We start from the raw sequence: 19,292 nt of genomic DNA, 5'->3' as shown, positions 1-19,292 counted from the left end.
CAAGGCCGTGTCTCGGGGCCTCTCGTCCGGATCACGTCGGCCTGATCCGGACGACGGGCCCCGGCTCCCGCCACCTCGGACCGGACCTGATCGGCGGCCGCACCAGGGGCCGAGCCCGCTACGCCGCCCGCCGCCAGGGCCGGCACAGCCCCAGGAAGCAGGCCATCGCGCCCGCCGCGCAGACCAGTTGCACGAGAGCCATCGGGACGGCCGTGTCCTCGCCCGCGATCCCGACGAGCGGCGAGGCGACGGCCCCGATCAGGAACGACGACGTGCCGAGCAGCGCGGAGGCGGACCCGGCCGCGCTCTTCGTACGCATCAGGGCCTGCGCGTTCGTGTTCGGCATCGCGAGCCCCATCGCCGACATCAGCACGAAGAGGCCGGCCGCCACCGGGACCAGTCCCACGTCCCCGAAGACCCCGGAGGTCATCAGCAGCAGCGCGGCCGCGGCCAGCACGATGACCGAGAGGCCGAAGCCGAGCGCCTTGTCCAGGCTGATCCGGCCGACCAGCACCTTGCCGTTGATCTGGCCCACGACGATCAGGCCGACCGAGTTGATGCCGAAGAGCAGGCTGAACGTCTGCGGCGAGGCCCCGTAGATCTCCTGCACCACGAACGGCGAGGCGCTCACGTACGAGAAGAGGGCGGCGAAGGCGAGGCTGCCCGCGATCATGTAGCCGGTGAAGACCCGGTCGGCGAGCAGCCCGCGCATGGTGCGCAGCGCGTCGCCGATGCCGCCGGTGTGCCGGTCCTGCGGCGGCAGGGTCTCGTGCAGCCACTTCCAGACGATCAGCGTGAGGGCCACGCCGACGACGGTGAGGACGGCGAAGATCCCCCGCCAGTCGGTGAACCGCAGCACCTGGCCGCCGATCAGCGGGGCGACGACCGGCGCCACGCCGGAGATCAGCATCAGGGTGGAGAAGAATCTGGCCATCTCCACGCCGTCGTACATGTCGCGCACCACCGCGCGGGCGATGACGATCCCCGCCGCACCGGCCAGGCCCTGCAGGAGACGGAAGCCGATGAGGAGTTCCGTGGTGGGGGCGAAGACACAGATCGCGGTCGCGACGACGTAGATGATCATGCCGAGGAGCAGCGGCCTGCGTCTCCCCCACCGGTCGCTCATCGGTCCGACGACGACCTGCCCGAGCGCCATGCCGGTGAGGCAGGCGGTGAGGGTCAGCTGGACGGTCGCGGCGGAGGCGTGCAGGGAGTCGGTGACCGCGGGCAGCGCCGGGAGGTACATGTCCATGGAGAGCGGCGGCAGCGCGGTGAGGCCGCCGAGGACCAGGGTGACGAGGAGTCCGGTGCGCCGGGCCGCTTCGGTGGCGGCCGGGGTCCCGGGAGGTGCGCCGGGGGCCGCGGACTCCTCGGCCCCGGTCCCGGTGGTCGATATGTGTGTGCGTTCCTGCTGGGCCCGGCTTGCGCCGCTCTCCGGCATTCTCATCTCCATGTCATTGAATCCGCCTCTATGCTCTCAGCTCAGCCGCACTGGTCGAGACCTTTTTGGGGAGCAGTCATGACAGGCATGAACGGGTCCGTGCGTTGGGGCGTACTGGCGACCGGTGGCATCGCCGCGACGTTCACCGAGGATCTGCGGGCGATGCCGGACGCGGAGGTGGTGGCCGTCGCATCCCGATCGGACGCCTCGGCGCAGGCGTTCGCGCAGCGGTTCGGGATACCCCGGGCGTACGGCAGCTGGGCCGCGCTCGCCGCCGACGACGAGGTCGACGTGGTGTACGTCGCGACGCCGCACTCGGCGCACCGGGAGGCGGCCGCCCTCTGCCTGGAGGCCGGCAAGCACGTCCTGTGCGAGAAGGCGTTCACGCTCAACGCGCGGGAGGCGGGGGAGCTGGTGAAGCTCGCCCGGGACCGCGGCCTCTTCCTGATGGAGGCCATGTGGACGTACTGCAACCCGGTGATCCGGCGCATGACGGAGCTCGTCCGGGACGGCGCCATCGGCGATATCCGCACCGTGCAGGCCGACTTCGGCTTCGCGGGCGACTTCGGCCCCGAACACCGGCTGCGCGACCCGGCGCTGGGCGGTGGAGCGCTGCTGGACCTCGGGGTCTACCCGGTGTCGTTCGCCCAGCTGCTGCTGGGCGAGCCGGACCGGGTGCAGGCCGACGCGCTGCTCTCCCCGGAGGGCGTCGATCTGAACACGTCGATGCTGCTGAGCTGGTCGCAGGCGGGCGCCTCGGCGCTGCTGAACTGTTCGATCGTCGGGGACACCCCGGTCACCGCGGCGATCACCGGGACGAAGGGACGGATCGACTTCCCGCACGGTTTCTTCTATCCGGAGCGCTTCGTGCTGCACCGGCCGGGACAGGAGCCGGAGGAGTTCACTGCGGGGGCGGCGGGCGCGGGGCTGCGCGGGATGCAGTTCGAACAGGCGGAGGTGGCGCGGGCGCTGCGGGCGGGCGAGACGGAGTCGCCGCTGGTGCCGCTGGACGGTTCCCTGGCCGTGATGCGGACGCTCGACGCGGTGCGTGACCGCATCGGCGTCCGCTACCCGGCCGACGACCTCGGCTGACCGGGACCTCTCCGCGCGGGGCCTCGCAGGAGCTCGCGGAATCTCTCACGCGGGCGTGAGGCCCTGGTTCCCCACCTCCGTGACGAACGATCCGGCCGTCGCGACGGGCGCGCCGGGTGTGGTGACGGCCGCCACCGTGCGGTAGTCGGCTCGCGCCCGCTCGCGGCCCAGCGTGACGACGGCGTACCCGCGGCGGCCGTTGAAGAACTTCATGTGCGGGTTGGCCCGCATCTGGTTGTTCCAGGCGGCCGGCTTGTCCGAGCCGTTCCTGCCGCTGGTGATGGAGGTGGCGACGATCTCCGTGCCCACGGTGCGGGAGGACGGGTCGTCGAAGTCCTGCTTCAGGTCGAAGCCGTAGCCGACGTGCACGTCGCCGGTCAGCACCATCAGGTTGTGGATCCCGGCGGCCTCGGCCCCCCTCAGGACCCGGTCGCGGGAGGCGGGGTAGCCGTCCCACGCGTCCATGGACAGCTTGAACGCGTCGGTGGGCACATCGCGCCGCTGGGCGAAGGTGACCTGCTGCGGTACGACGTTCCAGGTGGCGCGCGAGGCGTGCCAGCCGCTGAGCAGCCAGCGTTCCTGGGCGGCGCCGGTCATGGTGCGCGACGGGTCCTCGGACTCCGGTCCCGGCTTCTGCCAGCCGTCGCCGTACGCCTGGTCGCTGCGGTACTGGCGGGTGTCGAGGATGTCGAACTGGGCGAGGGCGCCGAAGTGCAGGCGCCGGTAGAGCTTCATGTCGGGACCGGTCGGCCGCTGCGGGGTGCGCAGCGGCTGGTTCTCCCAGTACGCCCGGTAGGCGGCGGCGCGCCGCAGCAGGAACTCCTCGGGCGGGACGCCGTTCTCGGGGGTGTCGCCCGCGTAGTTGTTCTCGGTCTCGTGGTCGTCCCAGGTGACGACGAAGGGGTGCGCGGCGTGGGCGGCGCGCAGATCGGGGTCGGACTTGTAGAGGCCGTACCGCAGCCGGTAGTCCTCCAGCGTGACCGTCTCCTTGTCGAAGTGGGCGGGGAGCGTGTGGTCGGTCTGGTTGCGGGCGCCGCCGGTCGCGTCGACGGCGTACTCGTAGAGGTAGTCGCCGAGGTGGAAGACGACGTCCACGTCCTCCTGGGCGAGGTGCTTGTACGCGGTGAAGTAACCGTCGTGGTAGGCCTGGCAGGAGACGGCGGCCAGGCTCAGGGTGCTGTTGCGGGCGCCGCGGGCGGGTGCGGTGCGGGTCCGGCCGACGGGGCTGGTCCATGCCCCGGCGCGGAAGCGGTAGTAGAAGACGCGGTCGGCTTCGAGGCCCTTGACCTCGACGTGGACGCTGTGGTCGAACTCCGGGTGGGCGGTGGCCGCTCCGCGCCGGACGATGCGGGAGAAGCGCTCGTCGCGGGCGAGCTCCCAGCGCACCAGGACGCGGGCCCGGGGCAGTCCGCTGCCGGGCTCGTACGGTCGCGGGGCGAGTCGCGTCCACAGCAGGACCGAGCCGGGCAGCGGGTCGCCGGAGGCGATGCCGAGCGTGAACGGGTCGTCGCCGATCCTCCGGGCGTCCAGCTCGGCGGCGCTCGCGGTGCCCGCGGCCGGCAGACCGACCGAGAAGGCGAGCGCGGCGGCGGCACCGGTGACGGTGAGGAAACGGCGGCGTCCGACGTGCCTGGCGGCGTCGCGCATCTCCTGCTGGTGCGATGAGTACGTCATCTGTCCCTCCCCTGGCTGGTGGTGTGCTCGTAGAGTCCACCGGTCCAGCACATCGAACTGTTGTCGTGTTCGCGTCGCTCCGGCGTCGCGCGGATGAGGAACGCGGCAGGAATGGATCCCCGGGGCGAACGGCGCATTCGGGACGGGAACCATGATCATCACCGCACGCCGTCCGCAGCGCGAACCCGCCACCCCCCACTCCCTCTTGACCCCATGCGGCCCCACGCGACCCGCGGAACGCGAAGGCGTACGCTGCGGCGCCATGAGCAACAAACTGTTGAACGACTCGAAGACGGCGGTCGTGACGGGCGCGGGCTCCGGAATCGGCCGCGCGGTGGCCCTCGCCCTGACCGGCGCCGGCTGGTCGGTGGCGCTCGCGGGCCGACGCCCCGAACCCCTCGCCGAGACCGCCGCGCTGGCCGGGGAGAAGGCCCGGGTGATCACCGTTCCCGCCGACGTCTGCCGTCCCGAGGACGTGGCCGCCCTCTTCTCCTCGGTACGGGAGTGCTTCGGCCGCCTCGATCTGCTCTTCAACAACGCGGGCACGTTCGGCCCGCGCTCCGTCCCGGTCGAGGACGTCTCGCCGGAGGACTGGCGCGCGGTGGTGGACGTGAACGTGACGGGCGCCTTCCTGTGCGCGCAGGCGGCGTACCGGCTGATGAAGACTCAGGACCCGCAGGGCGGCCGGATCATCAACAACGGCTCGATCTCCGCCCACGCACCGCGCCCCCACTCGGTCGCCTACACCACGACCAAGCACGCCATGACGGGCCTGACGAAGTCGCTGTCGCTGGACGGCCGTCCGTACCGGATCGCCTGCGGCCAGATCGACATCGGCAACGCCGCCACGGACATGACCGAGCAGATGCGGACGGGCACCCTCCAGGCCAACGGCGAACTGGCGGTGGAGCCGGTGATGGCGGCGGCGGACGTGGCCCGGACGGTGCTCCACATGGCGGAGCTGCCCCTGGAGGCGAACATGCAGTTCGCGACGGTCCTGGCGACGGCCATGCCGTACGTGGGACGCGGCTGACGAATCCGCCCGAACAGGGCTTCCGGCGCGGGCGGTTGCCGCCCGGACGACCACACCTCGGCCGGATTGCGTCGTTTCCGGCCGGACGGGTGCGCGCTGCCCTTATGCTCACAGTTCTTCACCGGAACTCCACGCAAGGATCACAGCATGCGCATACCCACCGCGGCACCGCTCGCTCTGGCCGCCGCCACCGCCCTGACCGGCTCGCTGCTCCTCACGGCCCCGGCCTCGGCCGCCTCGCACCAGGGCGGGCTGCACCTCGGCAGGATCCAGTACGACAGCCCCGGCAAGGACACCCGCACCAACGCCTCCCTCAACGCCGAGTGGGTGGACATCCACAACAACGGCAAGTCGAAGCTGCAGCTCAAGGGGTACAAGCTCAAGGACGACACCGGCTACACGTACACCTTCGGCAGCTACACCGTCGGCGCGGGCAAGACCGTCAAGGTCCACACCGGCAAGGGCAGGAACGGGTCGGGCCACGTCTACTGGAACCGCGGTTCGTACGTCTGGAACAACACCGGTGACAAGGCCCGGCTGATCAAGCCGAGCGGCAAGCTCCAGGACTCCTGCTCCTGGACCAGGTCGGACAAGGGCGTCAAGAACTGCCACTGAGCCCGGCTGCCGCGGCCCGGGGCCCCGTCCGGCCCACCGGCCGGGAATGCCCCGGGCCTCGGCGGAGTTGACCTTCGGCATGACCCAGAACCCAGCCACCGGGATCCTGCGCTACACCGCCTTCTCCGCCGACCCCGAGGGCGGCAATCCGGCAGGAGTCGTCCTCGACGCGTCCGGCCTCGACGACGCCGCGATGCTCGCCGTCGCGGCGGAGCTCGGCTACAGCGAATCGGCCTTCCTGACCGGGCGGTACGAGCCGGGTGACGAGGAGCCGCCCGCCGCCCGGGGGTACACGATCCGCTACTTCAGCCCGAAGGCCGAAGTCCCGTTCTGCGGCCACGCCACCGTGGCGACCGCGCTCGCACTCGCCGAGCGCGACGGCCCCGGCGATCTGGTGTTCAGCACCCCCGCGGGTACGGTCCCGGTCACCGTCACCCGGGAGGGCACCGAGCTCCGCGCGACCCTCACCAGCGTCGAACCGGACGTCATGGACGTCGCTCCGGACGACCTGGCGGAGGCGCTGGCCGCCCTGGACTGGCCGGCCGCCGATCTCGATCCGGCCCTGCCGCCCCGGATCGCCTACGCGGGCGCCCGCCACCTGGTGCTGGCCGCCGCGACGCGCGACCGCCTCGCCGACCTCCGTTACGACTTCGCGCGCCTCGAAGCCCTGATGCACCGGCTGGACCTGACCACCCTGCAGCTGGTGTGGCGGGCAGCGCCGGACGTCTTCCACGTCCGCGACCCGTTCCCGGTCGGCGGTGTGGTCGAGGACCCCGCCACGGGTGCGGCGGCGGCCGCCTTCGGCGCCTATCTGCGAGCCCTGGGACTCGTCCCCGGCGCCACGGTCATCACCCTTCACCAGGGCGAGGACATGGGCCGTCCCGGCACCCTCACGGTCGAACTGCGGGCGGGAGACGCCCGGGTGCGGGTGAGCGGCACGGGCACCCGGATCGCGGACTGACACGGCCACGCCCCGCGGGCGGTCACCGGCCGAGGTGACCGCGGTACCACGGGGCGTGCCGGGCGAACGCGGCCGTGAACCCCTCGCCCGGCTCCCAGTCGAAGTCCCGGCCGACCCGTTCGTCCGTGAACCAGTGGTCCACGGCGAGCATGCCGAGGTGGTGCAGGGCGTACGGGACACCGGCGAGCCGTTCACGGGCCGTGTCGACGTCGACACCCGTGGCTCCCCAGGGCAGCCGCAGCCCGTCGACGACCGTGGACAGCAGCTGCGAACAGCTCACCGGTTCGGGATGGTTGACGTGGTAGACCCCGGCCGTCTCCTCGGGGGAGAGCGCCGCACTCAGCAGCGCCCTCCCCAGCGACCCGGCGTCGATCATCGAGTGCCGTGCCTCGCACCCGCTCAGACCGGCCGAGAGCTGCCGGAGCAGCCCGACCAGTCCGGGCACGGCCCAGCGGTCCCCGGCCCCGTACACGAGGTGCGGCCGCACGACGGCGCCGCCGGCCTCGAGGACGTGCCGCTCGGCGGCGGCCCGGGTCAGGCTGGTGGCCGAGGCCGGGGCGGGCTCGGCCTGTCCGGGCCGCAGCCGGGTGAACGGCCCCCTGCCGTAGACGGATGCCGTGCTCAGATGAATGATCCGGGTGACCCCGCAGCGGGCCGCCTCTTCCACCAGCGCCCGAGTTCCTTGATCATTTACGGACCGGGCGGTCGGTTCGTCACCGCCGATCGAGGAGGCGCAGTGGATCACCGCGTCGACGCCCTCGCAACTGCCGCGCAGCGTCGTGGGATCGGCGAGATCCCCGTACACCGTCTCGGCGACGGGCCCGATGGGTGCGGCGAGGGCGGTCCGGTGGGTCATCAGACGCAGCCGGAGACCGGGGACGGACCGGGCCTCGGCCACCACGTGGCCGCCGATGAAACCGGTCGCTCCGGTGATGAGTATGCGCGATGTCATGACGGGTCATTCTGCCGGTCGCCCTGCCGGCTGTGCCGATCGCCCGCCGCGTCGTGCCGCGGGTCCGGGGATTCGAGGGTGCAGCTGAAGACCGTCTCACCGTCCTGCGTCGCCGAGACCCGCACCCCGGCCGCCGAGCGGTCGCCGGCCGGCACGGGCCGGGCCTCGACCCAGCACGGGCGGTCGAGCTCCACGTACCGGACGAAGTCCGTCTTCACCGAGACCGGGAGGAAGTAGCGGCCGGGGGTGACCGCGACGGCCGCCTGACGAGCCGCCTCCAGCAGCAGAATGCCCGGCACATGGTCGTTGGGCCGGGCGAAGAGCGTCTGATGCGTGGTGTCGAGCCGAAGCTGCCAGACGTTGTGCCGCGACGTCGGCGCCAGGACGACATCGCGCTCGTCGCTCCTGCCCACCTCGCCCGGCGCGACGGCGGGCAGGAGGGGTATCGGGGCACCGACGACGTGCCGCCGGTCGCCCCGCAGCCTGCCGTACACCTTGGCCGAGGTGCAGCTGATACGTCCGCCCCCGCTGGCGAGGACGGTACCGAGGCGGTGCAGGAGCAGCTCGACGTGCATGGAGCCGATGCTCCGGCCGCGCCGCCGGATCCGGGAGCAGGACACGTCCACGGTGATGTCCCAGGGCGCCTCCCCCACCAGCAGCTGATCGGGGTCGGAGACGTACGCCAGCTCCCACATCACGAACTGGTCCCCCATCGGGACGTCGAACGCCGCGTGACCCAGGAGCATCGTCGTCTGCCGCATGGTTTCCGCGATCAGCAGCGGGTCCTGGTGGCGGCCCGACACAGGGACGAAGAAGCGGTGCGCGTGCGGCCAGCGGGCCGACACCGAGAACTGGGTCTCGGTCTGCCGGGTCCAGCCGGTGGGAAAGACGTCCTCGCCGTCGGACCGGTGGACCAGCGGCCCCAAAAGGTCCGCCTCGGCCCGTCTTCCCCTCGACGCCGTCCCCGCCGCTCCGGGGATCCCGGTGGATTCGGCGGACCCGACACCCTCCACGGAGAACGAAGCACTGTGCGAGGTGAGCTGAACCATGAGTTTTCCTCCCAGAGGATGCATACCGGGAGGGCAGGCAGCCCCCGCAGTAAGATACTGACAGTCCGGTTTTCCTATCCAGCCATATCCCAGTGGTGCTGACCACGCCACGACTGAGAGAGACTCGTAGCTGATGGCACAGCAGGCGCGCGCGATCCAGACTCGACGGTCGATCCTGGTGGCGGCCGCCGCCGTTTTCGATGAACGCGGCTACAGCAGCGCCACCATCAGCGAGATCCTCGCGCGCGCGGGTGTCACCAAGGGTGCGCTCTACTTCCATTTCACTTCGAAGGAAGACCTGGCTCTCGGGGTGATGGATGTACAACTGGACAGTGATCCGCTCCCCCCTCAGCTGACGAAGCTTCAGGAATTGGTCGATCAGGGCATGCTGCTCGCCCACCGGCTCCGTCATGAGCCGCTGGTCCGCGCCAGCGTCGGACTGGCCATGGACCAGGCGGTGGAGGGGCTCGACCGGGGCACCCCGTTCCGTGCCTGGATAGACCGGCTCGAAAATCTGCTGACCGCCGCGGGAAACCAGGGCGAGCTCCTGCCGCACGTCAAACCACGCGAGACCGCCGAAATGCTGGCCGGCTCCTTCTCGGGCATTCAGGTGATGTCCCAAGCCCTCTGCAAGCGCGAGGACTTGGGCCGAAGGATCTCGGTCCTGCTGCACTACGTGCTGCCGAGCATCTCGACCCCGGCGGTGCTGGCCACGCTCGACATGGCCGAGGACCGGGGCGAGCGTCTGATCAGCACCATGGGGTCGGTTCCCAGCCAGGCCGGCGCACCGGGCTGACGGAGCGGAGCCGGGTCAGCGGGCGCGGGCGAGGAAGATGTCGGTGACCTGGTGCACGTCGATGCCGCCGCCGTGCGCGTCGAGCAGTCGGCCGATCTCCTCCAGCGCCTGTGCCCGGCTCTCGGCGGGCAGCCCGCGATAGGCGGAGAGCGAGTTCAGATGGCGGAGGTACCGCTCGGTTCCGTACCGCAGATCCCGCCCGAACCGGACCGAACGCAACTCGGTGAAGCGGCCGTCGCGGCGGCATTCCGCCTCCGGCCAGCGCCGGTCCCAGCTCCCCGGCTCGCCGCCCGAGAGGTCACGGGCCAGGAACCGGTGCGGGGAACCCTTCACACCGTGGCGGGCACCGATGTCCGCCAGCGCGGCGCGCAGCCCCGCGTCATGGATTCCGTGCGGGCCGAAGATCAGCGCCGTCGCCCCGCCGGGTGCGAGAGCGGCGTGCACCAGGTCCCAGCGGCGCTCGCGGTCCAGCCAGTTCCAGGCCGAGGCGGCGAACAGCAACCCGTGGCGCCGACCGCCCGGTTGCCACTGCTCGAAGTCGCCGACCTCGATCCGGACGTTCGGATGTCCGGCGGTGTTGCGGCGCAGCACCTCGGCCATGCGCGCATCGGGTTCGACGCACACCAGCGGAACCCCCCGTGCTGCGAACGGCACCGTGGCCTTGCCGGTGCCCGCGCCGACCTCCACTGCCCCGCGGTTCCCCAGGTCCGCGTACGCGAGGACCTCGGCGGCCATCGGCTCCGCGTAACCGGAGCGGCCGGCGTCGTACGCCTCGGCCACCTCGCCGAAGACCGTCCTGCGGGTGTCGCGGTGTTCTTCTGAGGTCACGGGTGCCCCTCGGCTCGTCGATCGGCAGCCGGGTCACCCTACCCACTCACCATGGGCCGCGCCCCGGTGAAGGACCGCGCGGCATGACACCGCGACGACAGGGTGCCTGAACCACGCATCGCCCTGTCCAGGCCGGTGCCGGTGCCGGTGAGGCAGCCGTCGACCGTTCCCGGCGAGGCGGCCGGGCGGTCACCGGTCGCGGCGAGGTGCGCTCGTCGCGCAGACAGCCCTTCGGGCAGGGGAGCGCGGCGCCGGACCGGCCACTCAGAGGATCGGCGGACGCCCCAGCCGAGTCATACGCCACACCGTGCGCCACTTCATCGCCCTGCGCGGGCCGCAGGACGTCCGCATACCCTCGCCGAACCCCTACGGTCCGCCGGGCCCCGGGAGGTCACGGCCCACGGCCGGGTCACGTCGCCCGCCCGGCCGGATCCGGCGCGGTGACGGCCTCGTCGTACGGGAGGATCCGCCGCAGCAGTCCCCTGGGGTGGCCCCGTTGGCGCCACTCCCTGGGGTAGCCGATGGAGACCTCCTCGAAGCGCACCCCGTCGTACCAGGTCGTACGGGGGATGTGCAGATGTCCGTAGACCATGGCTGCCACATTGAAGCGCCGGTGCCAGTCGGCGGTGAGCTCGGTGCCGCACCACTGGGCGAACTCGGGATACGTCAGGACGTCCATCGGTCGGCGGACCAGGGGCCAGTGGCCGGCGACGACCAGCGGAACCTCCGGATCGTGTGCGGCCAGGCGCCGCTCCGTCTCGGCCACCCGCGCCCGGCACCAGGCATCACGGCTCGGGTACGGGTCGGGGTGCAGCAGGAACTCGTCGGTGCACACCACCCCCGTCCCGTGCGCGTACGCCAGGGACTCCTCCTTGGTCGTCGTGCCCGGGGCCCGGAAGCTGTAGTCGTACAGCACGAACACGGGCGCGACGGCCACCGGCCCCTCGGGGCCCGGCCACAGCAGGTAGGGGTCCTCCGGAGTGGCCACCCCGAGTCCCCGGCACAACTCGACCAGATGCTCGTACCGTTCCTGGCCCCGCAACTGCACGCGGTCACGGTTGGTCGTCCACAACTCATGGTTCCCGGGGGTCCAGATCACCTGCGCGTACCGGCCCGCGAGCAGCCTCAGCGCCCATTCCACGTCCTCGACCCGCTCCGCGACATCACCGGCGACGATGAGCCAGTCCTCGTCCGATTCCGGCCGCAGGGACTCGGTGATGGGACGGTTGTCCGTGACCCCGACGTGAAGGTCGCTCACCGCCAGCAGAGACCCGCGTTTCCCATTGGCACGATCGGTCATGGAGAACCTTTCCCTGAGGGCCGTCCCGTAGGAACGCCTGAACAAGATCGTGCCCCATGAAGCGGCCCGGCACATCACCCCTTGTTCGGCTGTCGCGCCTGTGTCTCAGGTGTTTCCTGCACGACGACGTGGCGGGTGCGGCCACATGCTCCTCGCCGTTCCCCGGTTGACATGCAGTGCCCCGGTGGGACGCTTGAAGGGGTTGCCCGGCAGGGCCATGCCTCCAGGCTGCGACCGGCGAGTCGGCGGAACCGGGTCGGCCGGTACCGATGTGAGGCTCACGGTGATGCTTCTCGCCGCCTCCACTTCTTTCGATCTCTTTCGACGAGGTTTTCTCCGAGAGTTCGTGCCGGTACCGCGCAGGTACAGAGATCACAGGCCGTGAATCCCCTCGATCGAGATCCGGAACGCCGAACAGAAGGAGGGTCACTCATGAAGGCGCTGGTGTACGAGGGTCCGCATTCGGTGAGTGTGAAGGACGTGCCGGACGCGAGGATCGAGCGGCCGACGGATGTGCTGGTGAGGATCACTTCGACGAACATCTGCGGGTCGGACCTGCACATGTACGAAGGGCGTACGGACATGGAGACGGGGCGTGTCCTGGGCCACGAGAACATGGGTGAGGTCGTCGAGGTCGGCGACGGTGTGGACCGGGTCAGGGTGGGGGACCTTGTCTGCCTTCCGTTCAACATCAGTTGCGGGTTCTGCCGCAACTGCGACAGGGGACTGACGGCGTTCTGTCTGACCACGCCCGCGGATCCCAAGATGGCCGGTGCCGCGTACGGCTTCGCGGGGATGGGCCCGTACAGCGGTGGTCAGGCGGAGTTCCTGCGGGTCCCGTACGGCGACTCCAATTGCCTGGTGCTCCCGGAAGAGGCCCGGGAGAAGCAGACCGATTACGTGATGCTGTCCGACATCTTCCCGACCGGCTGGCACTGCACCGAACTCGCCGGGGTGCAGCCGGGTGAGACCGTCGTCATCTACGGTGCCGGCCCCGTCGGCCTGATGGCGGCGCTGTCGGCGACCCTCAAGAGTGCCGCGAAGGTGATGGTGGTGGACCGTCATCCCGACCGGCTGCGTCTGGCCGAGGAGATCGGCGCGATCCCCATCGACGACTCCGAGGTCTCACCGGTCGACCAGATCAACGAGCACACCAACGGGCTGGGCGCGGACCGCGGGTGCGAGTGCGTGGGCTACCAGGCTCACGACCCGCAGGGGCGCGAGCACCCGAATCTGACGCTGAACAACCTGGTGCACTCGGTGAAGTTCACCGGAACCATCGGGGTCGTGGGTGTCTTCCTGCCCCATGATCCCGGCAGTCCGGACAAGCTCTACAAGGAGGACGGCGAGGTCGCCTTCGACTACGGCCTGTACTGGTTCAAGGGCCAGTCCATGGGCACGGGGCAGGCGAACGTCAAGGCCTACAACCGCCGGCTGTGCGCGTTGATCGAGCAGGGCAAGGCGAAGCCTTCGTGGATCGTCTCCCACGAGCTGCCGCTGGACCAGGCCCCCGACGGTTACCGGCACTTCGACGCCCGGGACGACGGCTGGACCAAGGTCGTCCTCCACCCCGACGGCACCGGCTGAACCCGGGCCGCTCGCCCTTCGGGCCGGAGCCCGGGGGCGAGCGCGAAGGAGCCCGCCGGCGTTCCCCCAACGAAAAGTCCGTCCCGACCTGTGACAGGTCGGGACGGCAGACGAGTCGGGCTGTACGCCGGGTTCTGTCGCCCGGTCGCCTCGCGGCGGCCGGGGAGACGGCCATCCATCTAGGACCGGCATTGCTGCCGGCCTCGTGCGGTCTACCCGCGAACTCGGGCGGGCAGCCCTCGAACATTCGCGCAGGACCGTCTCGCGACGGTCCCTCTTGACCTTGCTCCGGGTGGGGTTTACCTAGCCGCCTGAGTCACCTCAGGCGCTGGTGGTCTCTTACACCACCGTTTCACCCTTACCGAGGACCGAGATCCCCGGCGGTCTGTTTTCTGTGGCACTGTCCCGCGGGTCACCCCGGGTGGCCGTTAGCCATCACCCTGCCCTGTGGAGCCCGGACGTTCCTCGGGGAGATCCGAGGATCCCCACGCGGCCGTCCGCCCGGCTCGTCTGCCGTGCCGACCATGCTACCCGCCTGGCGGCAGCCGCCGGACGGGGCGCTCAGATGAACGCCTCGGTCTCCAGGTCGAAGGCCAAGGGGGCCGGAAGGGTGAGCGACTTGCCGAACGGGATCGTGCAGTGCTGACGGTAGTCGTCCCCTTCCGGGTCGCTGAAGAGCGTCACCGAGGACTCCTCGCGGTCGACCAGCAGGTACAGGGGGATGGGTCCGCGGGCGTAGCAGTGCCGCTTGTCCGTGCGGCCGGCCCGGAGCTTGGACGAGGTGACCTCGACGACGAGGGCCACTCCCTCGCACGGCATCCAGGGGTCCGCTCCCCGGTACAGACGCAGCTCGGTGGGGGCGAAGGTGCCATCGGGGATGACGTGGTTCCTGGGGCAGCGTCCACCGCTTTTCAGTTTCAGCCCCTTGTTCCCGGAAAACTGCATCTTGGTGCGGGCACGGGTGATCACTTGCTCCAGGATCAGGCCGATGCAGTCCTCGTGGTCCCCGTCCGGCGGCGGCGTCACGACAATCTCCCCCTCGATCAGCTCGGCCCGGAAGCCCTCCGGCGTATCCAGCGCCAGGAAGCCCTCCAGCAGGACGTCCGCCTGCGTGAGCGGTTCGTGCGGCATGGCAGTCATGTCACGCCCCTTCCTCGGTCGCTCGCCAGATTGGGACATCAGTGGATCAGCCGTCCGTGAGAGGGGAGTACTTCCTTCGATCGTGGCACAGGAGGGTGCGGAGTTGTCAGATGCGGACGGGTGCGGTGAGTACTTGACCCTGCCGTTGCGTCAACGTTTCTACTGGACTCATGCGCATCGGAGAGATCGCCGCGCTCGTCGGGGTCACCTCGCGGGCGATCCGGCACTACCACCACATCGGGCTGCTTCCCGAGCCCGCCCGCCGACCCAATGGCTATCGCGCCTACGGCGTGCGTGACGCCGTGGTGCTGGCCCGGATCCGGCGTCTCACCGAGCTCGGGCTCGGACTGGACGAGGTACGGGACGTCCTCGCGGACGACTCCGGGCGTGAACTCGTCGACGTGATCGTCGAGTTGGATGCCGACCTGGCCCGGCAGGAGGGCGAGATCCGGGAGCGGCGGCGTCGGCTGGCCCGGCTGCTGGACGGACCGGTGAGCGCCGAGGAGCCCGTTTCGCCCGCGCTGGCAGAACTGCTGGGTGCGGCCGCGACCACCGGCTCCCCGGCGGCCGCCAAGGACCGCGAGCACCTGGCGCTCCTGGACACGGTGGGTATCGGCAGCGAGGTCTACGCCGCGCTGAGGCCGCTGGCCGAGCACCCGGCCGCGAACGCGCTGTACGAGCGGCTGGACGCGCTGGTCGGGGCGCCCGTGGACGACCCCCGGATCGCACCGCTCGCCGCCGATCTGACCGCCGCCGTGCCGGACGAGGTGCTGGCGGCGATCCCCTCCGACGGGCCGGTCACGGAGGGGTTCGGCGAGGCGCTGCTCAACGAGTACGCGCCCGCCCAGGCCGAGGTGGTGCGCCGGGTGATGGCGGCCCTGGCGGCGCGTGTGGCGGAGAGGGGAAAAGAATGAGTGTGCGCATTGCACGGTATGCCGTGGGGGCCGTACCGGCCGTCGAACTGGCTCTGGTCGGCTGTCTGCTGGCGGGCGTCCGGGTTCCGGTGGCGGTTCTGCTCGGGGCCGAGGCCCTGGTGATCGGCGTGCTCGGGTTCGAGGCCATCGCCCTGTGGCGGCTCTGGCGGGCCGGGCGGCGGGCCGGTGCAGGACGGCGGGAGGCGATGGGAGCGGCGCTCCGTGCCGTCGTACCCGACAAGGCACGCCGTCTCGTCGCGCACGAGGTGCGCGGCCTGCACAGTCTCGGGCTGTGGGTGCTGCGGCGGCGGCACGGTGTGCCGCGGGGCGCCCTCGCCGTCCCGTACACCGGGCCGCAGACCGCGATGCTGTACGGCCTGGCCTTCGTCGCCGTGGTCGAGACGGTGATGCTGGCGCTGCTGGTCCCGTGGCCGGTCGTGCACGCGGTACTGCTCGTACTCGATGTGTACGGGGTGCTCCTGGTTCTCGCCTTCCACGCCGCGTGTGTGACCCGGCCGCATGTCGTGGACGCCGACGGCGCGCTGCGCGTTCGGTACGGGGGCTTGTTCGACCTGCGGGTTCCCGCCGGCGCGGTGGCGGGTGCGCGGGTCGAGCGGAGATACCCCGAGGGCGGACCGGTGCGGACGGAGACGGACGGGGTGCTCGACCTCGTCGTGGGCGGTCAGACGACGGTGACCGTGGAGCTGGGGTCCCCGGTGGAGTTCGTCCGGCCGCTCGGGAAGCGCGGGTGGGCGCGGACGGTGCGGTTCCATGCGGATGACCCGGGCGCCGCCGTGGCCGCGCTCACACGGGGGCGAAGAGAACCTTCGCGGTGCCAGGATCCGCCTGGGCGAGCCTGACCCGCAGCCGCTCCCCCAGCGGAAGCTTCTCCGTGCCGCCCTCGATCCGGGCGACGACGGCCGGGACGTCGATGTGGACGGTGCCCGTGGTGGGCTCCTGGTCCAGCACGTCGACCACGTACGCGTCGAAGACCTCGCCGATCCGGTCCCTGAGCAGCGCGGCCTCGACCACGTCGACGCACTCGCGCTCCACCGTGTTGGCGCGCCTGGTGCCGTCCGCCATCTCCTTCGGCAGGCCGGGCAGGGCGGCGAGGACCCATTCGGGCGGGTCGTGTTCCGCGACCGCGGCGAGGCACAGCTCGGCCGCGTACCGGTCGACCAGGCGGCGCAGCGGGGCGGTGCAGTGGGTGTAGAGGTCGGCGACCGCGGCGTGGACGGCGGGGGTGGGGAGTTCACCGTGTTCGAAGGTGGTGTAGCCGGCCCCACGCAGCAGTGTGGTGCATTCCTGGAGGAACGCGGCGTGGTCGGCCCTCCTCGGGTCGAGGGAGCGGACGACCTGCGCGTACGGGACGTGGTGCGGCCAGTCGATGTGCAGCGCCTCGGCCGAGCGGCGCAGCCGGGCCACGGCGCCGTCCGGCGCGACCGGCAGGGTGCGCAGGACGCCGGTTCCGGTCTCCGCCATGAGGTGGGCGGCGGCCATGCCGGTCAGCAGGGAGATCTGGGCGTTCCAGCCGTCGGCGGGCAGCGGAGCGCGGTATTCCAGGCCGTATGCGCCGTCGTGGGCGACGACCTCCTGCTCGGGCACGTTGAGGGAGATGCCGCCGCGGGCGACCTCCTGCTCCTCGCGGAGCCGTCCGATGTCCCGGAGCAGCGCCACGGGCTCCTCGGCGGTACCCGTGTCGATCTGCCGCTGGACGCCCGCGTAGTCGAGCTTCGCGCGGCTGCGGACGAGGGCCCGGTGCACCGAGGCGGCGACGACGGCGCCCTCGGCGTCGAGGTCGATCTGCCAGAGCGCGGCGGGGCGGGTCCGCCCGGGAAGGAGGCTGGCGGCGCCCTCGGAGAGCGAGGTGGGGTGGAGGGGGATCTTGCCGTCGGGGAAGTAGAGGGTCGTCACCCTGCGGTGGGCCTCGGCATCGAGTGCGCCACCCGGGCGTACGAAGGCGGCGACATCGGCGATGGCGTAGTGCACGCGGAAGCCGTGACGGCGGCGTTCGAGATGCACGGCCTGGTCGAGGTCGGCCGATGTGGGCGGGTCGACGGTGAAGAGCGGCAGGTCCGTCGCGTCCCGGTGGCCCGAGACCGCCGGGGCCACCGCTGCCTGCGCCGCCTCGGCGAGGACGTCGGGCGGGAAGCCGTGGGGCAGTTCGAGTTCGGTGCGCAGCTTGCGCAGGGCCGCCCTCAGCGGGGTGTCGGCCGGCCCGGTCATGTGGAGATGGCGGCGGGGCATGGATCGAGCGTATGGCGGGTCGGCCGGGGCGGCATCCCGGGTGCCGGACAGGCTCCGGCCGGCCCCGGGCGCCCCCGTACGCTGGGCGCGGGCCTCCGCGGCCCGCCCGCCTGTCCGCAAGAAGGAGAACCGCCGTGCTCGTGCTGTTGCCGCCCTCCGAAGGAAAGGCCGCGTCGGGGCGCGGAGCACCCCTGAAGCCGGAGTCGTTGTCGCTGCCGGGTCTGGCCGCGGCACGGGCCGCGGTCCTCGACGAACTGGTCGAGCTGTGCGCGGCGGACGAGGAGAAGGCCCGTGGGGTGCTCGGGCTGAGCGAGGGGCTGCGCGGCGAGATCGCGAAGAACGTCGAACTGCGGACGGCGGGGACGCGTCCGGCCGGCGAGATCTACACAGGGGTGCTGTACGACGCCCTGGACCTGGCCTCCCTGGACGCGGCGGCCCGCCGACGGGCCGGCAGGTCGTTGCTGGTCTTCTCCGGACTGTGGGGCGCCGTGCGGGTGGGCGACCGGATTCCTTCGTACCGCTGCTCGATGGGCGTGAAGCTGCCGGGGCTCGGGGCGCTCGGGGCGTACTGGCGCGGCCCGATGGCGCAGGTCCTGCCGGAGGCGGCGGGGGACGGGCTCGTTCTGGACCTGCGGTCGTCCGCGTACACCGCGGCATGGAAGCCGAAGGGTGAGGTCGCAGAGCGCACGGCGAGTGTGCGCGTTCTGCACTCCCAGATGGTGGACGGGGTCGAGAAGCGGTCCGTGGTCAGCCACTTCAACAAGGCGACGAAGGGGCGGTTGGTCCGCGATCTGCTGGTGGCGGGCGCACGACCGAAGGGGCCCGCGGAGCTGGTGGAGACCTTGCGGGAACTCGGATACACGGTGGAGGCGGAGGCTCCCGCGCGGGCCGGGCGGGCGTGGTCGCTCGATGTCGTGGTCACCGAGATCCACTGATCCGGGAGTCCATGCATTGCAGCATGCGCAACGCTCGTTGCGTACGATGCTGCGGGCGCGCAAGATGGGGCGCATGACCTCCTCTGCGCTGGACCTTGCCCCCGTCGTCCCCGTTGTCGTCCTGGAGGACGCCGCCGACGCGGTGCCTCTCGCCAGGGCCCTGGTCGCGGGTGGACTCCCGGCCATCGAGGTGACGCTGCGCACCGCCGCGGCCCTGGAGGCGATCAGGGCCATCGCGGCCGAGGTGCCGGACGCGGTGGTCGGCGCCGGCACGGTGATCTCCGTGTCGAACGTCTCCGACACCGTCGCCGCGGGGGCCCGGTTCCTGGTCAGCCCCGGCTGGACGGACGCGCTGCTGGAAGCGATGAAGGCGTCGGGGGTGCCGTTCCTGCCGGGCGTGTCCACGACGTCCGAGGTGGTCGCGCTGCTGGAGCGCGGGATCACCGAGATGAAGTTCTTCCCCGCCGAGGCGGCGGGCGGCACGGCGTATCTGAAGGCGCTCTCCTCACCACTGCCGCAGGCCCGGTTCTGTCCGACGGGCGGCATCTCGCCCGCCTCGGCACCGTCCTATCTGGAGCTTCCCAACGTCGGCTGCGTGGGCGGCAGCTGGATGATCCCGGCGGACGCGGTGGCGGCGAAGGACTGGGCCCGGGTGGAACGGCTGGCGAGCGAGGCGGCGGCGCTGCGCGGCTGACGGGGGCGGGCGCGGGCACGACGGCCGGCTCCCG

The 19,292-nt window shown here is 71.4% G+C and carries 18 protein-coding genes, 1 other RNA gene and 1 pseudogene; 10 read left to right on the top strand and 10 right to left on the bottom strand.

Annotation, left to right across the window (positions count from 1 at the left end; translation table 11 throughout):
- Positions 1-118: 118 nt before the first annotated feature.
- Complete coding sequence (locus ACIRP2_RS03965) at positions 119-1,441, bottom strand: multidrug effflux MFS transporter (protein WP_404246253.1); 1,323 nt, start codon at positions 1,439-1,441, stop codon at positions 119-121.
- A gap of 87 nt (positions 1,442-1,528) precedes the next feature.
- On the opposite strand from ACIRP2_RS03965, the gene ACIRP2_RS03960 reads away from it, so the two are divergent.
- Positions 1,529-2,533 (top strand): Gfo/Idh/MocA family protein, encoded by a 1,005-nt coding sequence (locus ACIRP2_RS03960; RefSeq protein ID WP_404247161.1) that lies wholly within the window; start codon positions 1,529-1,531, stop codon positions 2,531-2,533.
- A gap of 45 nt (positions 2,534-2,578) precedes the next feature.
- Here the strand turns inward: ACIRP2_RS03960 and ACIRP2_RS03955 are convergent, their stop codons facing one another.
- Entirely contained in the window at positions 2,579-4,207 is a 1,629-nt protein-coding gene (locus ACIRP2_RS03955) for an alkaline phosphatase D family protein (RefSeq protein WP_404246251.1), read from the bottom strand.
- Between the two features lie 262 nt (positions 4,208-4,469).
- Here ACIRP2_RS03955 and ACIRP2_RS03950 point away from each other — a divergent pair, with 262 nt between their 5' ends.
- The 3 genes from ACIRP2_RS03950 (at position 4,470) to ACIRP2_RS03940 (ending at position 6,816) form a co-directional block, all read left to right on the top strand.
- Positions 4,470-5,240 (top strand): SDR family oxidoreductase, encoded by a 771-nt coding sequence (locus ACIRP2_RS03950; RefSeq protein WP_404246249.1) that lies wholly within the window; start codon positions 4,470-4,472, stop codon positions 5,238-5,240.
- A gap of 147 nt (positions 5,241-5,387) precedes the next feature.
- Positions 5,388-5,855 carry a lamin tail domain-containing protein gene (locus tag ACIRP2_RS03945; protein ID WP_404246247.1) on the top strand — a complete coding sequence of 156 codons (468 nt, stop codon included), beginning with the start codon at positions 5,388-5,390 and terminating at the stop codon, positions 5,853-5,855.
- 79 nt (positions 5,856-5,934) lie between these two features.
- Positions 5,935-6,816: a PhzF family phenazine biosynthesis protein gene (locus tag ACIRP2_RS03940; RefSeq protein ID WP_404246245.1), complete on the top strand. Its 882-nt coding sequence runs from the start codon at positions 5,935-5,937 to the stop codon at positions 6,814-6,816.
- Between the two features lie 22 nt (positions 6,817-6,838).
- Here ACIRP2_RS03940 and ACIRP2_RS03935 read toward each other — a convergent pair whose 3' ends face one another.
- Both ACIRP2_RS03935 and ACIRP2_RS03930 read right to left on the bottom strand, forming a co-directional pair.
- Positions 6,839-7,768, bottom strand: coding sequence for an NAD-dependent epimerase/dehydratase family protein (locus ACIRP2_RS03935; protein WP_404246243.1), 930 nt, complete (start codon positions 7,766-7,768; stop codon positions 6,839-6,841).
- Positions 7,765-8,817: a ScbA/BarX family gamma-butyrolactone biosynthesis protein gene (locus ACIRP2_RS03930; protein ID WP_404246241.1), complete on the bottom strand. Its 1,053-nt coding sequence runs from the start codon at positions 8,815-8,817 to the stop codon at positions 7,765-7,767. Before ACIRP2_RS03930 ends, ACIRP2_RS03935 begins: the two co-directional genes overlap by 4 nt.
- 133 nt (positions 8,818-8,950) lie before the next feature.
- Between ACIRP2_RS03930 and ACIRP2_RS03925 the strand changes: the two genes are divergently transcribed.
- Positions 8,951-9,613 (top strand): ScbR family autoregulator-binding transcription factor, encoded by a 663-nt coding sequence (locus ACIRP2_RS03925; protein ID WP_404246239.1) that lies wholly within the window; start codon positions 8,951-8,953, stop codon positions 9,611-9,613.
- Between the two features lie 15 nt (positions 9,614-9,628).
- Here ACIRP2_RS03925 and ACIRP2_RS03920 read toward each other — a convergent pair whose 3' ends face one another.
- The 3 genes and pseudogenes from ACIRP2_RS03920 to ACIRP2_RS03910 form a co-directional block, all read right to left on the bottom strand.
- Complete coding sequence (locus ACIRP2_RS03920) at positions 9,629-10,441, bottom strand: class I SAM-dependent methyltransferase (protein ID WP_404246237.1); 813 nt, start codon at positions 10,439-10,441, stop codon at positions 9,629-9,631.
- 264 nt (positions 10,442-10,705) lie between these two features.
- Positions 10,706-10,807 (bottom strand): annotated as a pseudogene (locus ACIRP2_RS03915) (glycosyltransferase family 2 protein); the annotation flags it as partial.
- Between the two features lie 43 nt (positions 10,808-10,850).
- A complete protein-coding gene (locus ACIRP2_RS03910) occupies positions 10,851-11,741 on the bottom strand; it encodes a metallophosphoesterase family protein (protein ID WP_404246235.1) in 891 nt (296 codons plus the stop codon).
- A 432-nt stretch (positions 11,742-12,173) separates the two neighbouring features.
- On the opposite strand from ACIRP2_RS03910, the gene ACIRP2_RS03905 reads away from it, so the two are divergent.
- Positions 12,174-13,328: a glutathione-independent formaldehyde dehydrogenase gene (locus tag ACIRP2_RS03905; protein ID WP_404246233.1), complete on the top strand. Its 1,155-nt coding sequence runs from the start codon at positions 12,174-12,176 to the stop codon at positions 13,326-13,328.
- A gap of 107 nt (positions 13,329-13,435) precedes the next feature.
- Here ACIRP2_RS03905 and rnpB read toward each other — a convergent pair.
- Together rnpB and ACIRP2_RS03895 are read right to left on the bottom strand one after the other, a co-directional pair.
- An RNA gene (gene rnpB, locus ACIRP2_RS03900) (RNase P RNA component class A) lies at positions 13,436-13,837 on the bottom strand.
- A 52-nt stretch (positions 13,838-13,889) separates the two neighbouring features.
- Positions 13,890-14,459, bottom strand: a complete 570-nt coding sequence (locus ACIRP2_RS03895) for a Uma2 family endonuclease (RefSeq protein ID WP_404247159.1) — start codon at positions 14,457-14,459, stop codon at positions 13,890-13,892.
- Between the two features lie 179 nt (positions 14,460-14,638).
- Between ACIRP2_RS03895 and ACIRP2_RS03890 the strand changes: the two genes are divergently transcribed.
- A complete protein-coding gene (locus tag ACIRP2_RS03890) occupies positions 14,639-15,382 on the top strand; it encodes a MerR family transcriptional regulator (RefSeq protein ID WP_404246231.1) in 744 nt (247 codons plus the stop codon).
- A complete protein-coding gene (locus tag ACIRP2_RS03885; protein ID WP_404246229.1) occupies positions 15,379-16,242 on the top strand; it encodes a hypothetical protein in 864 nt (287 codons plus the stop codon). The genes ACIRP2_RS03890 and ACIRP2_RS03885 overlap by 4 nt, the downstream gene beginning before the upstream one ends.
- On the opposite strand, the gene ACIRP2_RS03880 is transcribed toward ACIRP2_RS03885, so the two are convergent.
- Positions 16,187-17,629 carry an RNB domain-containing ribonuclease gene (locus ACIRP2_RS03880; protein ID WP_404246227.1) on the bottom strand — a complete coding sequence of 481 codons (1,443 nt, stop codon included), beginning with the start codon at positions 17,627-17,629 and terminating at the stop codon, positions 16,187-16,189. The genes ACIRP2_RS03885 and ACIRP2_RS03880 overlap by 56 nt on opposite strands.
- 134 nt (positions 17,630-17,763) lie before the next feature.
- Between ACIRP2_RS03880 and yaaA the strand changes: the two genes are divergently transcribed.
- Both yaaA and eda read left to right on the top strand, forming a co-directional pair.
- Positions 17,764-18,564, top strand: coding sequence for a peroxide stress protein YaaA (gene yaaA / locus ACIRP2_RS03875; protein ID WP_404246225.1), 801 nt, complete (start codon positions 17,764-17,766; stop codon positions 18,562-18,564).
- Positions 18,565-18,637: 73 nt separating this feature from the next.
- Entirely contained in the window at positions 18,638-19,258 is a 621-nt protein-coding gene (eda, locus tag ACIRP2_RS03870) for a bifunctional 4-hydroxy-2-oxoglutarate aldolase/2-dehydro-3-deoxy-phosphogluconate aldolase (protein ID WP_404246223.1), read from the top strand.
- The last annotated feature ends 34 nt before the right edge of the window (positions 19,259-19,292 follow it).

Origin of the sequence: Streptomyces sp. NPDC101194, from assembly GCF_044767885.1 — a bacterium.
Lineage (GTDB): Bacteria > Actinomycetota > Actinomycetes > Streptomycetales > Streptomycetaceae > Streptomyces.
The sequence above is the reverse complement of the archived record's forward strand: the minus strand, read 5'-3'. Positions and strand labels throughout refer to the sequence as shown.